Origin of the sequence: Streptomyces sp. TLI_105, from assembly GCF_900105415.1 — a bacterium.
Classification (GTDB): domain Bacteria; phylum Actinomycetota; class Actinomycetes; order Streptomycetales; family Streptomycetaceae; genus Streptomyces.
In genome coordinates, this window is record NZ_FNSM01000001.1 from 7,369,710 (window position 1) to 7,384,447 (window position 14,738).

The 14,738-nt window shown below is 72.1% G+C and carries 14 protein-coding genes and 1 pseudogene; 6 read left to right on the forward strand and 9 right to left on the reverse strand.

Annotation, left to right across the window (positions count from 1 at the left end; translation table 11 throughout):
- The first annotated feature begins 66 nt into the window (after window positions 1-66).
- Window positions 67-726 (forward strand): response regulator transcription factor, encoded by a 660-nt coding sequence (locus tag BLW86_RS33625; RefSeq protein ID WP_093877511.1) that lies wholly within the window; start codon window positions 67-69, stop codon window positions 724-726.
- Window positions 727-812: 86 nt separating this feature from the next.
- Window positions 813-2,033, forward strand: coding sequence for an ATP-binding protein (locus tag BLW86_RS33630; protein WP_093879011.1), 1,221 nt, complete (start codon window positions 813-815; stop codon window positions 2,031-2,033).
- A gap of 581 nt (window positions 2,034-2,614) precedes the next feature.
- Here BLW86_RS33630 and BLW86_RS33635 read toward each other — a convergent pair.
- From BLW86_RS33635 to BLW86_RS33640, 3 genes and pseudogenes are all read right to left on the reverse strand, one after another.
- Window positions 2,615-3,025: a hypothetical protein gene (locus tag BLW86_RS33635; RefSeq protein WP_143060299.1), complete on the reverse strand. Its 411-nt coding sequence runs from the start codon at window positions 3,023-3,025 to the stop codon at window positions 2,615-2,617.
- A gap of 94 nt (window positions 3,026-3,119) precedes the next feature.
- Window positions 3,120-3,329: pseudogene (locus BLW86_RS43470) on the reverse strand (hypothetical protein); the annotation flags it as partial.
- 80 nt (window positions 3,330-3,409) lie between these two features.
- Window positions 3,410-4,543, reverse strand: a complete 1,134-nt coding sequence (locus tag BLW86_RS33640) for an alpha/beta hydrolase (protein WP_093879012.1) — start codon at window positions 4,541-4,543, stop codon at window positions 3,410-3,412.
- An 89-nt stretch (window positions 4,544-4,632) separates the two neighbouring features.
- On the opposite strand from BLW86_RS33640, the gene BLW86_RS33645 reads away from it, so the two are divergent.
- On the forward strand, window positions 4,633-5,199 hold the full coding sequence (locus BLW86_RS33645) for a TetR/AcrR family transcriptional regulator (protein ID WP_093877513.1): 567 nt from the start codon (window positions 4,633-4,635) through the stop codon (window positions 5,197-5,199).
- Here the strand turns inward: BLW86_RS33645 and BLW86_RS33650 are convergent.
- Window positions 5,184-5,411, reverse strand: coding sequence for a hypothetical protein (locus BLW86_RS33650; protein ID WP_093877514.1), 228 nt, complete (start codon window positions 5,409-5,411; stop codon window positions 5,184-5,186). The genes BLW86_RS33645 and BLW86_RS33650 overlap by 16 nt on opposite strands.
- Before the next feature lie 379 nt (window positions 5,412-5,790).
- A complete protein-coding gene (locus tag BLW86_RS33655) occupies window positions 5,791-6,984 on the reverse strand; it encodes a hypothetical protein (protein WP_093877515.1) in 1,194 nt (397 codons plus the stop codon).
- A gap of 750 nt (window positions 6,985-7,734) precedes the next feature.
- On the opposite strand from BLW86_RS33655, the gene BLW86_RS33660 reads away from it, so the two are divergent.
- Entirely contained in the window at window positions 7,735-9,012 is a 1,278-nt protein-coding gene (locus tag BLW86_RS33660) for a geranylgeranyl reductase family protein (protein WP_093877516.1), read from the forward strand.
- A 32-nt stretch (window positions 9,013-9,044) separates the two neighbouring features.
- On the opposite strand, the gene BLW86_RS33665 is transcribed toward BLW86_RS33660, so the two are convergent.
- Both BLW86_RS33665 and BLW86_RS33670 read right to left on the reverse strand, forming a co-directional pair.
- Window positions 9,045-10,064 carry a glutathione S-transferase family protein gene (locus BLW86_RS33665; RefSeq protein ID WP_093877517.1) on the reverse strand — a complete coding sequence of 340 codons (1,020 nt, stop codon included), beginning with the start codon at window positions 10,062-10,064 and terminating at the stop codon, window positions 9,045-9,047.
- Between the two features lie 632 nt (window positions 10,065-10,696).
- A complete protein-coding gene (locus tag BLW86_RS33670) occupies window positions 10,697-11,767 on the reverse strand; it encodes a GlxA family transcriptional regulator (RefSeq protein WP_256341509.1) in 1,071 nt (356 codons plus the stop codon).
- 129 nt (window positions 11,768-11,896) lie between these two features.
- Here BLW86_RS33670 and BLW86_RS33675 point away from each other — a divergent pair, with 129 nt between their 5' ends.
- Entirely contained in the window at window positions 11,897-12,820 is a 924-nt protein-coding gene (locus tag BLW86_RS33675) for an NADP-dependent oxidoreductase (protein ID WP_093879013.1), read from the forward strand.
- Window positions 12,821-12,925: 105 nt separating this feature from the next.
- Window positions 12,926-13,183, forward strand: a complete 258-nt coding sequence (locus BLW86_RS33680; protein ID WP_093877518.1) for a hypothetical protein — start codon at window positions 12,926-12,928, stop codon at window positions 13,181-13,183.
- Between the two features lie 84 nt (window positions 13,184-13,267).
- Here the strand turns inward: BLW86_RS33680 and BLW86_RS33685 are convergent, their stop codons facing one another.
- Together BLW86_RS33685 and BLW86_RS33690 are read right to left on the reverse strand one after the other, a co-directional pair.
- The gene (locus tag BLW86_RS33685) at window positions 13,268-13,489 is read right to left on the reverse strand and encodes a ferredoxin (RefSeq protein ID WP_093877519.1); all 222 of its coding nucleotides are present in this window, start codon (window positions 13,487-13,489) and stop codon (window positions 13,268-13,270) included.
- Window positions 13,486-14,679, reverse strand: a complete 1,194-nt coding sequence (locus tag BLW86_RS33690; protein ID WP_093877520.1) for a cytochrome P450 — start codon at window positions 14,677-14,679, stop codon at window positions 13,486-13,488. Before BLW86_RS33690 ends, BLW86_RS33685 begins: the two co-directional genes overlap by 4 nt.
- Window positions 14,680-14,738 lie beyond the last annotated feature (59 nt).

Consider the following 14,738-nt stretch of genomic DNA (forward strand, 5'->3'; position numbering starts at 1 on the left):
ATGTTTCGTTTCTCTCAGCAGTTTCGTTTACACCGGCGAAAGGTCCCCTTCGGATACACAAGGGGTATGCGCGTACTGGTGGTGGAGGACGAGGCGTTCCTCGCGGAGATGATCGCGGAAGGGCTGCGCCGGGACGCGCTGGCCGTGGACGTGGCGGCCGACGGCCTCGAAGCGCTGCGGAAACTGCAGTTCGGGGAGTACGACGTCCTCGTCCTGGACCGGGATCTGCCCAGGATGCACGGCGACGACGTCTGCCGCCGGGTGGTCGAGCAGCGGCTGATGACCAGGGTCCTGATGCTGACGGCGGCCGGGACGGTACGGGACCGGGTCGAGGGCCTGGGGCTCGGCGCCGACGACTATCTGACCAAACCCTTCGCCTACGACGAGCTCCTCGCCCGGGTCCTGGCCCTCGGCCGGCGTGCCAGACCCGCACTGCCGCCCGTCCTCGAACGGGGCGGGATCGTCCTGGACACCGCTCGCCGCCAGGCCAGTCGCGACGGCCGGCACCTGCACCTGTCACCCAAGGAGTTCGGCGTCCTGGAGGCGCTGCTGCGGGCCGAGGGGGCGGTGGTCAGCGGCGAGGACCTGATCGAGCAGGTCTGGGAGGAGCACACCAGCTACCGCACGAACGCCGTACGCGTGACCCTCAGCAAACTGCGGGCCAAGCTCGGCGAACCGCCGGCGGTGGAGACGCTCCCCGGCGCCGGCTACCGGATCGCGCCGTGAAGGGCCGACGCAGGCTCCTCGCGCCGCCGCGTCCGAACACAGGGGCGTCCCGGACCTCCGCCCTCGCCGCCCGCTCCGGCCACGTCCTGCCGGTCCGCAGCGAGCGGGCTCGGCTGACGGCCCTCTACACCGGGCTGCTCGTGCTCGCCGGAGCCCTGCTCACGGGTGTGGTGTACGTGCTCGTGCAGGAAGGCATGTACGCGTCGATCACTACGGCCGTCACCACCGCGGTGCCGGCGCAGCGGCTGGAACGACTGCCCTCATCCTGGCCGACCGTCTTCCCCACCGGGATGCCGAGCGCCGCGCCCGCGAGCCCCGCACCGAGCGCGGGCACCGGCGTCGTCCCGCGCGAGGCCCTGGCGATCACGCGGACACTGAGCGACGCGGCGGGATCCGCCGCCCTGAACCGACTCCTCACCATCTCGGTGGTCGTCTTCGTCTGTTACGCGGTCCTGTCGGTCGCGCTTGCCTGGTGGACAGCCGGCCGGGTTCTCCGGCCGATCGCCGTGATCACCGACACCGCCCGCCGTCTGTCCGGCGAGAACCTGCACGAGAGGATCGCGCTCGAAGGGCCGCCGGGCGAGCTCAAGCGGCTCGCGGACACCTTCGACGGCATGCTCGACCGGATGGAGCGGCTCGTCTCCGCCCAGCAGCGGTTCGCGGCGAACGCGGCGCACGAGCTGCGTACCCCACTGGCCGTGCAGCGGGCGGCCGCGGAGATCGGGCTCGCGGGGGATCCGTCCCCGGAGCGGGTGACACGGATGCGGTCGAAGCTGATCGAGGTGGCCGACAGCAGCGAGCGGATCATCGAGGGCCTGCTGCTCCTCGCCGCCTCCGAACAGGGTCTCAAGGAACGTCGTCGGGTCGCGGTGGACGAGCTCGCTCAGCGGGCGGCGGCCGCGCTGGCCGACGAGGCGGCGGAGCGGGGCGTGCGCGTCACCGTTCGAGCCCTGCCGCTGGCCGTCGAAGGAGATCCTGTGCTCCTGGAGCGGCTTCTGCACAATCTGATCGCGAACGCGGTGCGGCACAACGTCCCGCAGGGGCGGGTCGACGTGCGCACCGGCCCCGACGTCGGGATCCAGGTGTCCAACACCGGGCCGGTCGTGTCCCCTGACACGGTACCTCTGCTCTTCGAGCCCTTCCGCCGCCTGAACGAACGCACCCACGCACCCGGGGAGGGGGCGGGCCTCGGCCTGTCGATCGTCGACGCCATCGCCAGGGCGCACGGGGCCGAGGCGACGGTGTCAGCCAACCGGAAGGGAGGCGGCCTTACGGTTCGGGTGGTGTTTCAGTGCGCCCGCCAGTAGGTGAGACAGCTGGGCAGGCAGCATGCGCGGGAGTGCGGTCGGCCGCCGTCGGCGGCGGGTCCTACCGTGTGTGCACATCGTTGGTGACCTGGATCTGCCGCCAGGATCGCGGCTCCGTCAGGCGGAGGCCGGCGGACCGGAGAGCCGGGGCGTCGGGCTCTGGCTTGGCGGCGGTGAACAGCCAGGTGTGCAGCAGCGCGCCGAGCGGCCTGCCCGGGATCCGCAGAGGTCGAACCGGCCGATCGTGAGAGTGGCAAGGTAGCCGGCCCGGGGCGGCGGTGCTGCACGGCTGCACGATCGAGGACGCCGTACTGGTCGGGATGGGCGCCCTGGGCTCAACGGCGCGCGGGTGGGCGCCGGTTCGCCGAAAGTGGCCGGCGCGGTGGTGCCGCAGGGCATGCAGATCCCGCCCGGTTCGCTGGTGGCGGGCGTCCCGCCGAGGTCAGGCGCGAGCCGGCGGAGGCGGGAGCGCCTGGGCATCAAGGCCAACGGCGAGGGCCGTCTGCTGCTCGCCCAGGCGCACTCGGAGCTGTTCGCGGAGGGCGGCGAAGCGGATCTCGACCGAGCGGGCTCTTTGCGGGTCAGTGCCAGTAGGAGGGCGAAGACCCTCCGGAGTCGTTCCAGGAGATGACCAGGAGAACGACGATGATCGCCAACGGGACGGCGACGAGCAGGGCGCACCCGATGGCACCGGGCAAATTCTTCCTGCGGAGGCGCTGATCGAGCAGCTTGGCCTCGGGGGTGTCGTTCCGCCAGTGCGGCTGGAGCTCCGCGGTGCCGTCGGCGATCGCCCCGGCCACCCGGGCGACGTCCGCGGGGTGGTACGTGCGCCACGTCCTCTCGCCCCAAGTGGTGTGCGATACATGGAGGTTGTTGCGGACTCCGTTGGCCTTCGCGGTGGCGTTCAGGCAGGTCGCCCGGATGGTCGGCCAGGCTCGGGCCAGCTGCCTCTCGGTCAACCAGGCGACGTGCTCCGGTTCGGCTGCTGTCACGGACGCACCTGCTCTCGGCTCGCAAGCAGTCTCTCCCCGCTCCGGCCGGACAGGCAACACCCTCTTCTCGTAACCGACTTGTCTTCTCGCGCTGTCACTGTTGACTGGACGTCCAAGAGTGGCCGCCAGTGGGGCATCGGATGCGGGGGCTTCGTGGGCGGGTGTCCCAGCGACAGCGGGGCCAGGCGCGTCGGATCAGGCACCGGACGGTGATGATCGTGCCGGCCAGGGCGATGAAGAACTCGGCGGGCGTTCTTCGTCGCTCGGTGCAGCGGCGGAGCTTGTCGAAGCTGTTCATCCAGTAGTGGTTCTTCGTCTGGTTCTGGTGCGGGGTGGTGGATGCGGGCGGCCGCTCGGAACGTCCTGGCCTGGATCCGCCGCCCCTCAGATTGCCCTCTTCCCCGCCTTCACCCACGCGGCGAACTCTTCGATGCCGTCGATGAGCGCCTCGAACCGGAAGGAGTGGAAGAGGTCGAAGGCGTGGTGCGCGCCCGGGAGTTCGACGTACACGACCGGCGAGGTGGAAACGGAGCGCAGGGCGGTGAGGAGGGCCTTGGGGTTTTCGGTCTTCACCAGCTCGTCCATGTCGCCGTGCGCGATGAGGAACGGTGGCGCGTCTGCCCGCACCAGGTTCACCGGCGAAGTGGTCGGATCTCCGTCGAAGTACGTCCCGAGATAGCCGTTGAGCGTGATGGCGGCGGTCACCGAGGTGTCCGCCTCCTCGAAGCCGGGCTGATAGGACGGTTCGTTCGGGGTGAGGGCGGCGAGCGCTGCCATGTGCCCGCCCGCGGAGCTTCCTGAGACGAACACGGCCGCTGCGGGGTCCGCGCCGTACTCCTTGGCGTGTTCACGGGCCCAGGCGATGACCTTCTTCGCGTCGATCAGGTGGTCGGGATGCGAGAAGGCGGGCCGTAGACGGTAGTTGGCGCTGATGCAGACCCAGCCCCGGCTCGCGAGCCGGTAGAGCAGCGGCAGCGACTGGGTGTTCTTCCGTCCCTGGTGGTAGTGGCCGCCGTGGAAGTGGATCAGTACGGGGCCGCCCTGAGGGCGCGAGCGGTGATGGTAGACGTCGAGGAGGTTGCGGCGGCCCGCGTCCCCGTAGCCGAGGTCGCCCACCCTCCTGACGTCACCGCGGCGACGGAAGAACGGCCTGAGCAGAATGCGCGCCAGTGGCGGTCGGCGGCGCGTACCCGTACCGGCGCCGAGCGCCTCGTCCAGCGCGCCCCTGATCACGGACGCCGTCCGCATCCCGCGCCGGGCGACCACCGCGAGGCCGGCGGCCGAGGCGACCGCCAGACCGACGGCCGCCCAGTCGGCGCCCGTGGCGATGTCACCCTCCGCGAAGGCCAGCACCGTCGAGGCCGCCAGCGCGTAGACGACGAGGAACGGCATCTCGTTGAAGACCAGGGCGAGGCGGTGACCGAGGGAGAAGAGCGGCTTCGGTCCGCGGAGGGGAACCAGGCAGAACACCGCGATCAGCGCGGCCGGCACCACGGTCGCCAGATAGCCCACAGCCACCAGAACCACTCCCCGTTCGCCCCTCGACCAAAAGTACCTCATCCGTGGTACCCCATCTGTGGTACCACGGATGAGGTACTTTTGGATACGTGAATCAGGAAAGACGGGATCGCCTGGGCGATGCGGCCATCGAGGTACTGGCGGAATCCGGCTGTCGGGGTCTGACGCACCGGGCCGTCGACGCCGCAGCGGACGTGCCGCTGGGCACCACCAAGAACTACTTCCCCACCAGGGACGCGCTGCTTCGGGCGAGCACGGAGCGCATCATCGAGCTGTACGCGGCGATCCCCAGACCCGCACCCGTCGACCGGGCGGGCCTGGCCGCCCTGATGCGCACGCTCCTGGAGCACGTCGAAGGGCCCGGTCGCATGCGGGTGCTCGCCCTCCTGGAGCTGCAGCGCGAGGCGACGCGGACTGCGTGGCTGGCGGCGTCACTCGACGCCTTCACGGCTGCCGACTTCGCGTACTTCGAGCAGGCCCAGCGCAGCGCGGGCCTGCCCGTGACCCCGCAGCGCGCCGCCATCGTCACGCTGGCACTGCATGCGGCGCTTCCCCACCTGGTGACCGAGGGGCCCGCAACGCAGGCGGCAGCCGGACTCGACGACCTCGACGGATTCGTCAACGGCCTCCTGGACACGGTCTACGGGGCAGCCTGAAAGCGCCCGCCCCTTGCACCGTGAAGGAAGCAGTAGGCGGGCTTCGCCTTCACCTCGATGAACTGCTCGAAGCCGGTACGCGTGGCCTCGACGACGACATCCGCGCCCGGTACCGCGTCCTGATAGGTGGCGCGGGTGCCGTCGGGCTCGGGCGTGGGCAGATCGCCGCGCCACTGCGAGGTGATCGCGTCGTCACCGCTGCCCAGGGTCACCGGATCCGTGGCGGGAGCGGACCGGGCAGCGTGCAGGGAAGAGGCTTTCGGGCCGGACCTGCCGGCGGGTCTCGGCCCCCGCGGGCGGGCCTTCGACACGACGGAGCCGTCCGCGGCAGCGACGACGTCTGCCGGACAGCCACACCCTGCTCGCGCAGCGGGCAACCCCCACGGGTACGGGGACGACCGCGCCGCCGGGCGACCGGCCGCCGAGCGGAGATGACCCAGGCGGGGACGGCTTCGGCAGCGTGCTCGGCGGCAGCGTCCGATACCGGTCGCTGTCCGCTGTTTCGGCGTCACTCGTGTCGGACGACGACCGCGGCCGGTCGGCTTTCCCCGGGGAGGTCGGAGTGTGATCGGTCCGTCCCCCCCGTACATCTCACTGGCCGTGCGGACGCTGCTGGACCTCCGTATCCGGCGCTGGGGAGTTCGGGCCCCGGAAGCGGGCCAGTGTCTTCGCGAGGGTCTTCCACGGCGAGGGGTCCTCCTTGGCCGTCGCCTGCGAGGCCGTCCGGGGTGCGCCGTCGCCGCTGGTCGCCTCGGCGAGGGCGTCGAGCGCCGACTCGGCGGCCTCCCGGTACAGGTCACAGGATGCTGTCATGGCTTCGAGTGCCTGGGCGTACCTGGTGACCATGGCCCGTGCGTGGGCCAGTTCCTCGGCGGGGGTGAGCAGGTGCCAGCCTTGGCGCAGCCGTGTCAGGACCTGTTCGGCGTCGGCCGGCAGTGGCTGGGGCAGCGAGGCGAACTCCTCGATCTTGTCGAGGAGTTCGGTGGGCTCCGTGCCGTCCAGGAAGACGTTGCGCACCGTGAAGTGCTCCGCGTCGTAACCGAGGGCCTGCGGGGTCGGGGGCAGGATGACGGCGCCGCCGCGCGGTACCCCCACACCCAGCTCACGCTTCATCACGAAGTCGGCGATCAGCGCCTGCTCCGGCGTGGCCCGGTGCTCGACCACCCGGTGCCGCAGGCTCGGCGGCAGGAACGCGGTGATCGGCCGGCGTCCCAGGGCGTCCGGCGTCATCGCCTCGTGCACCACGACATGGATGAACCAGCTCTGTCGGGTGCAGGCCCGCAGCAGGCGGCGCAACTCGTCGTCGTCCTTCGGCAGGTGGTTCGTCGTCCGCAGGCGCACGCCCGGCACCGTCTCGTGGTCCCATGCGACCTGGTCGCTGTCGGGCCAGAACACGGTGGCCGGTGAGGGCCAGCTCGCTTCCCACGCCCGCTCGGCCTCGGCGGCGAGGACCCAGGTGACGCCCTCGCTCTTCATGCGGCGGGACTCGGGCTCGTACGTGGTCAGTTGCGCGCGCACCGTGACGTCGTCGGCCACGCGCCAGCGGGCCTCGAAGAGGCGGCGGGCGGACGGGCCGGGGTCGGCGGACTCGTCGCGGGGATACAGGTCGGTGGAACGCGCCGCCTCGACGGGGTCGAGGTCCAGGAAGTCGTCGATCACCCGGGCCGCCTTGAGGGCCAGCAGGTTGCGCCGGACGTCCCGCTCGGGCTCGGGCCCGAGGTGACGCCCGCGCCCGAGCCAGGCGGTGTCGGGGACGGTGGTCGATGAAGTGCTGTTCTTGGCCATGGAACCGTTCCGTGGGCGATCGGGGCCCGACCAGTATGGTCCGCGGCCCGCGCGGGGGAAGCGGTACCCCGTCCGCGCCGTCGTGGATCGAACGCCGGGTCGACGGGTCAGCCGATCGATCCACAGGCAGTGCGGGACACGGTCGTGTCGGTGGTGACGCTCCGGCGCCTCCCGGAAGGCGACCGGACAGGCGATGAGCCCGCCGTCGGCGTGTCGCCTCGTACTCCGGCCAACGCCTCGGTCGCGGCCGCCGCAGCAGGTGGCCGTCGGGCAGGGCGAACCAGCCCTGACGAAGCGCAGCACCGAAGGCTGTGCGCGCCCCTGCGAGGCGGGCGGCTCGTAGGGGAGGGCCGCGTTCTGGGCCTGGCGGTCGTCCTGGTCCGCCGGCGTTCTGGTCTTTGGGGACCGACGGTTCCGTGGTCGTGCTGTGGGTGAGCGGGTGCTTCGCCGTCCTCGTGCACATCGGTCATCCGCGGGTGCTTCGCCGTCCTCGTGGCACCGGTCATCCGCGGGTACTTCCCCTGTGCGGTGTACGTGCCGTCCTCGGGGACGTTCGGACCACGGCGACAAGGCCGACGGCACCGGGCCTCACCCGAGGGGAGCACCGAGTGTCCGGCTTCCGCCGGTCCCGTCGGCACCGACGTCACCCACGGGCGGCGTCACCCCGAAGAGGGGCGAGCGAAATCCCCGGCGCGTGGGTACGGATGGGGAGTCGTTCCGCTTCCGACGAGCTGAGCAGAGGAAGATCTCATGGACCCGTCCCCCCACCGCGACGAACCGGCGGACGTCATCGTCATCGGCGCGGGCCCCGCCGGCTGCAGCGCCGCCTACCACCTGGCACGGGCGGGGCACGACGTCCTGCTGCTCGAGAAGGCCGTCTTTCCCCGCGACAAGGTCTGCGGGGACGGCCTCACACCACGTGCCGTCAGGGAACTCCTCGGCATGGGCGTCGACGTGGAAGGGGAGGGCTGGGTGAGAACGCGCGGTCTGCGGGTCCACGGCTCCGGCACGACGGTGGAGATGCCGTGGCCCGTCGTCGCCTCCTGCCCCGACTACGGTCTCGTACGGACCCGGCAGGACCTCGACCAGCTGCTCGCCCGGCAGGCCGTGGCCGCCGGGGCGCGTCTCCTGGAGGGGACCAAGGTCACCGCGCCGGTCTTCGACCCGGCCACCGGCCGGGTCGGGGGCGTCGTCGCGGATCGGGACGGCGTCCGCCGCACCTTCCGCGCGCCGGTGCTGGTCGCCGCCGATGGCGCGTCGAGCCGATTCGCCGTCGCTCTCGGTATCCACCAGCGAGCCGACCGGCCCATGGGCGTGGCCGTACGCCGCTACTACACCTCACCGCACCGGAACCGGGATCACCTGGAGGCCTGGATCGACCTCGAGACCCGGGACGGTCGCGGGCGGGCCTCCATGCCGTTCGGCTACGGATGGATCTTCCCCGTCGGCGACGGCGCCTTCAACGTCGGTCTTGGCACCTTCCACGTCGGGCGCCGGCCCGACGTCGACCACCGGCGGCTCTTCCGGCAGTGGACCGCCCGCCTCCCCGCCGCCTGGCACTTCGACGAGGAGCATGCCACCGGCCCGCTGCGCGGCGCCCCGCTTCCCGCCGGGCTCAACCGGCGTCCGCAGTACACCCGCGGTCTGCTCCTGACCGGCGACGCCGGCGGAATGATCAATCCCCTCAGTGGTGAGGGGATCGACTACGCGATGGAATCCGGCCGTCTGGCCGCGGAGACCGTGGCCCGTGCGCTCGCCCGTCCCACCGCCCACACCCGCGAAGAAGCCCTGCTGCGTTACCCCGAGGCCATCCGCGAGGCCTACGGACGCTATTTCACGGTGGGACGGCTCGTCGTGCGTGCCCTGAACCACCCCCAGGTCATGCGGTTCGTCGCCACCCACAGCTTGAGGCGGCCCGTCACGCAGCGCTTCATGTTCAAGCTCTGGGCCAACCTCACGGACCCGTACAGCCCCGACGCCCTCGACCGCGTCATCGCCGCCCTGCAACGCGCGGTCCCCGCCGCCTGACCCGGCTTCGCGGTCACGCGCCCCCGTCTCGGTCAGGGGCTGTCCGAACGATGGGGCGTGGGCGGCGCGGGGAGCGGCGGCACGCGCTCGGGCGGGGGCGGTGGCGCGGGTGGGGTGCCGTCGCCGAACGGCCGGCCGCCGAGCTCTTCCCGTCCGTGCGGCGAGAGCCAGTCGCGCGTGTCCGGGCCCTGGGGGATGATCCCGGTCGGATTGATGTCGTGATGGACGACGTAGTAGTGCGCCTTGATCTGTGCGAAGTCGATCGTGTCACCGAAGCCGGGCGTCTGGAACAAGTCCCGCGCGTAGGCCCACAGGGCCGGGAGTTCGGTCAGTTTCTGCCGGTTGCACTTGAAGTGGCCGTGGTAGACGGCGTCGAAGCGCGCGAGGGTCGGGAAGAGGCGGACGTCGGCCTCGGTGACGGTGTCGCCGACCAGATAGCGCCGGCCGCCGAGCCGCTGCTCCAGCCAGTCCAGCCGATCCCACAGGCGTCGGTACGCCTTGTCGTACGCCTCCTGGCTGCCGGCGAAACCGCACTGGTAGACGCCGTCGTTGACGTCCCGGTACACCTTGTCGGCCACGTCGTCGATCTCGTCGCGCCACCTCTCCGGGTAGAGGTCCGGCGCGCCCTCCCGCTGATGGGCCGCCCACTGGCTGCCCAGGTCGAGCGTGATCCGCTCGAAGTCGTTGGTGACCACTTCGCCGGTGGGGATGTCGACGATCGCGGGCACGGTGATGCCGCTCGGATAGCCCGGTTCGCGCCGGAAGAACGCCTCCTGCAGCCTTTCGATGCCGAGGACGGGATCCCGGCCGCCCGGGTCCAGGTGGAAGGACCAACTGCGCTCGTCGTGCAGGGGCCCGGCGATCCCCATCGAGAGCACGTCCTCCAGGCCCATCAGCCGCCGGACGATCGCGCTGCGGTTCGCCCAGGGGCAGGCCCGGGCGATGATCAGCCGGTAGCGTCCGGGTTCCACGGGATAGCCGTCGCGCCCGTCGGCCGTGATCCGGGTCGTGAGGTACGTGCGGTCGCGCTCGTAGGCGCCGTCACCGGTCATCGTTCCGAACCTTCCCCGTGTGCCTCGGGTGGGGAACCGTCGCCAGGGGCCGCGGCTCCGTCGCATGCGGGCGCGTCGCGTACCGCCCGCACCTCCTCTCGGGCTGCGGCCCGGTCCTCCGGCCCGTCGGCCACGAACTCCCACGAGGACCGCCGGAGTGCCGCGAGCCAGGAGCGTCGGGGCAGCTCGGTCGGCGAGTCGGGGGCGTGCTTCTCGACCCGGCCCCGGGGCCGACGTCCTCCGGCCCCGGGGCCGTTCGGGGTGAGCGGACGGCTGCGGCGGCCGCCGTACGGTCTCCATGAGGGGCTTTCCGATCGGCCATGCACGGGCGAGTACCCGCGCCGGCCCGTGCTACGCCCGCCTCGATGCGCGAGACGACGCGAGACGACCGGTCGCGGACCGAGCGGCCGCCCCGCCACGGCCGCGAGGGCCTCAGGCCGCTTCGGCCGTGGCGGGGAACCCCGCCCCGGACACCGGGAGAAGTCCGCTCAGGGGGCGCGAGCCGCTCGTCGACCGTTGCTCGACCGTGCGATGACGAAGACGGCCATCGTCCTCCACGCACGGACCGGCGCCCGCCCCTGTCCTCCCGGCGTCGCCCGACTCCGGCCGCCTCACCGGAGAGATCGTCGACGTCACGGGCGGGAGGCCCCTGCCCCGACAGCGCCGACCTCGTCACCCTCACCGGCGCCGTCGCCGCCGAAGGCACGGCGGTAGGCGGTGGGGGAGATGCCGAACGCGGTCCTCATGTGGACGCGCAGGGAGTTCCCGGAACCGAGCCCGGCACGGTGCGCCACCAGGTCGATCGGAAGATCGGTCGTCTCCAGGAGCTGCTTGGCGAGTTCGAGCCGCTGCGCCGTGAGCCATTGCACGGGCGTCATGCCGACCTCGTCGCGGAACCGGCGGGTGAAGGAGCGCAGACTCATCCGGGCGTGTTCGGCGAGCCGGGCCAGCGTGAGCGGTTCCGCGAGGTGTTCGAGGGCCCAGGCGCGGGTGGCGGTGGTACTGGCCAGGGTGGGCTCGGGGACCGGGCGGTCGATGAACTGGGCCTGCCCGCCGTCTCGCCAGGGCGGTACGACGCACATGCGGGCGGCGCGGTTGGCGGCAGCGGCGCCGTGGTCGCGGCGGATCATGTGCAGGCACAGGTCGACGCCGGCGGCCACGCCCGCGGAGGTGAGCACGTCGCCGTCGTCGACGAACAGCACCTCCTCGTCGAGCTTGACCTCGGGGAAGGCCCGGCGGAACTCCGGGGCCAGGTTCCAGTGGGTGGTGGCCGGCCGGCCGTCGAGGAGACCGGCGGCGGCGAGCACGTACGACCCGGAGCAGATCGACACCAGTCGGGTGCCCGGCCTGATCCCGGCGATGGCGGCGCCGACCTCGGGCGGCAGCGGGCCTCCGCGGCTCAGCTCGGGCATGGCGTGCGTGGGCGGGACGATCACGGTGTCGGCTTCGGCGAGCGCCTCCGGGCCGGCCGCGGGCTGCACGGTGAAACCGGCGTCGCTGCGGACGGGGGCGCCGTCGGCCGTACAGACGGTGACCTCGTAGAGGGGCCTGCCCTCGGCGTCCTCCACGCTTCCGAAGACCCGGGAGGGGATGCCCAGCTCGAAGGGGGGCACGCCCGGGAGGGCGAGCACGGCGATGCGGTGCGGCCCCACCCGCTCTTCCGTCCGCTCGTCCCCTCCGGCCGTTTCCGGGATCTCGCTCATGGCCAGATCCTGTCACATAGTGGCTAGGAGGCCAATACCTCGCCGGGGCCGCATGACCGATCGTGGAGCGGTCGCCGCCGGAAGGGATCCGGCGGCATCCCGATGAGAGACGGAAGCGAGGCGTACGACATGCGTGCGGTGGTCGTGGAGCAGTGGGGCGGACCCGAGAACCTGGTCGAGCGCGAGGTGGAGCGCCCCGAGCCGGGCCTGAACGAGGTCCTGGTGCGGGTGCACGCGGCCGGGGTGAATCCGGTGGACTGGAAGACCCGCGCGAGCGGCGCCCTCATCGGATGGGGCGACGTGCCCGTCCTCGGCTGGGACGTGTCCGGCACGGTCGAGGCCGTCGGCCCCGGCGTGGGGATCTTCCGCCCCGGCGACGAGGTCTTCGGGATGCCGCTGTTCCCGCGCCAGGCGGGCGGGTACGCCGAGTACGTGGTGGCACCGGCGCGCCATCTCGCGCCGAAGCCGTCCTCCCTGACGCACGTGGAGGCGGCGGCGCTGCCGCTCGCCGCCCTGACCGCCTGGCAGGCTCTCGTCGACGCGGCGGACGTCCGCCCCGGCGAGCGCGTACTGGTGCATGCCGCGGCCGGAGGGGTCGGGCACCTGGCCGTCCAGATCGCCAAGGCCCGGGGCGCGTACGTCGTCGGCACCGCGAGCGCGGCCAAGCACGACCTGGTGCGAGAGCTGGGCGCCGACGAGGTGGTCGACTACCGTGCGGCCCGCTTCGAGGACGTCGTCTCCGACATCGACGTCGTGCTGGACGGTCTCGGAGGAGAGACGGCCGAGCGCTCCCTGAAGGTGCTCCGTGACGGCGGCAGGCTCATCACGCTGCCGGGCCCGGACGACGTGCCCGCCGCCCAGGACGGTGTACTGGCGGCGTGGGTCCTGGTCGAACCCGATCACCTCGGCCTGCGCGAGATCGCGGCCCTGGTGGAGCGCGGCGCGCTGAGGCCGGTGGTCGACACCGTGCTGCCGCTCGCCGAGGCCGCGGAGGCCCACGCGATCGGTGAGCTGGGCCGCACGACGGGCAAGATCGTCCTGACGGTCGCCTGACTCCGTCCCACCGCCCGCCGCCCGGGCCGGGCGCCCGCCCCGCCCGAGGCGGACGAGGCGCCCGACTCCGGCCCCCGTGCTCTTGCGCTCGGCCTGCCGCGGCCGATGGTCTCCTTCGGCCAGGAGGGCGCGTTCGCCCCGAAGGGCCGGCACCGGAGACTCTCCTACGGGCCCGTCGTCGCGGGCCGGGTTCTGGCCGCGACCGTCTTCGCCGGCGTGACCCGGACCGTCAGCCGCGTCGTCGAGTCCCTCGGCGGCTCCAAGCGCTCCGCGGAGACGCCCTTCGGCGCCCCGCTGTTCCGGCCGGCGACGCTGGGCTTCGCCGCCGGCCGGCCGGCGGAGCGCAGGGCTCCGGCGCGGTAGCCGCGGGAGTCCGAACCGACCGGGCCCCGTGCGCCGTTTCCGGCGTACGGGGCCCGGGGCGTTCGGGGCACGGGCTTCTGGTGCCTAGGAGCCGTCGGATTCCGGCTCGTGGAGGGTGATCGCCCCGGAGGGGCAGACGCCGACGGCCATCCGTGCGGCCGCGCGGTGGGCGGCGGGCGGCTCGGCGTGCAGCAGGAGCACGAGGCCGTCGTCCGGGTCCTGGTCGAAGACGTCGGGGGCGGTCATGGCGCACATGCCGGCGCCGATGCAGCGCGCACGGTCGGCGGTCAGCCGGGGGGTGCTCACTTCGCGTCCCAGGTGACGGGGAGGCTCTTCACCCCGAAGATGTCGGCGCTCTCCGGGCGCAGGGCGACCTCCTCGGCCGGCACCGCCAGGCGCAGCGTGGGGAAGCGGTCGATCAGCGCGCGGAACGCGACCCGCATCTCGACGCGGGCCAGTTGCTGGCCCAGGCACTGGTGGATGCCGTGACTGAACGCCAGGTGTCCGGTGGCCTGCCTGCTCAGGTCGAGCGTGTGGGGGTCGGTGAAGCGGTCGGGGTCGCGGTTGGCGGTGTTGTACGAGAGCAGGACCGTCGTGCCGGCCTTGATGGTCCGGCCGCCCAGCTCGACGTCCTCCAGCGCCGTCCTGTGGAACGTCTTCGCGACGCTCAGATACCGCAGGAGTTCCTCCACGGCCCCGTCGGTGAGTGCGGGGTCGGCGCGCAGCGCCGCGAGTTGCTCCGGGTTCTGCAGCAGCGCGAAGGTGCCGAGGGACAGCATGTTCGCGGTGGTGTCGAATCCGGCTGCCAGGAGGATGAGGCTGATGCCCTTAAGTTCCTCGTCGGTCAGGTCGCTGTCGGTGAGTTCGCTGAGGACGTCGTCGGTGGGGGCGGCGCGCTTGGCGGCCACCAACTGTGCGAGGTACTCCTGGGTCGCGGTGTAGGCCGCGATCAGTTCCTCGTCGCTGACCTCCCCGCCCATGAACGCGTCGATCTGCTCCTGGAAGGAGGCCCGGTCCTCGTAGGGCACGCCCAGGATCTCGCAGATCACGATGGTGGGGATGGGCTTGGCGAACGCGGTCACCAGATCCGCCGTCGGCCCGGCCTCCTCCATGGCGTCCAGGCAGTCGGCGGTGATCTGCTCGATCCGCTCGGTGAGCATCCGCATTCGCCGCACGGTGAACTTGCCGACCAGGGGCTTGCGGTAGCGGCTGTGCTCGGGCTCGTCCATGAGGAGGAACTCGCCGGGCGGCGCCGGAGGGAGCTGGAAGTCGACGACGTTCATGAGGTCCTTGCGCGAGCTGAACCTCGGGTCGGCCAGGACCGAACGCACCATGTCGTACCCGGTGATCAGCCAGCCGGGCTTCCCGCCGGGGTGGGTGTAGGCGCTGATGGGTCCGTGCCGGCGGGCGTCGAGCAGCTCGGCCGGGGGGTCGAAGGGGCAGCCGGTCCGACGCTCCGTCGGCAGTGCCGTGACGGTGTGGAGGGAGTCGCTCATGGTCCGTCCTCGTTTCGCGATATGACGTGTTCGAAGCTGACTGAAAGCTACGTTGCATT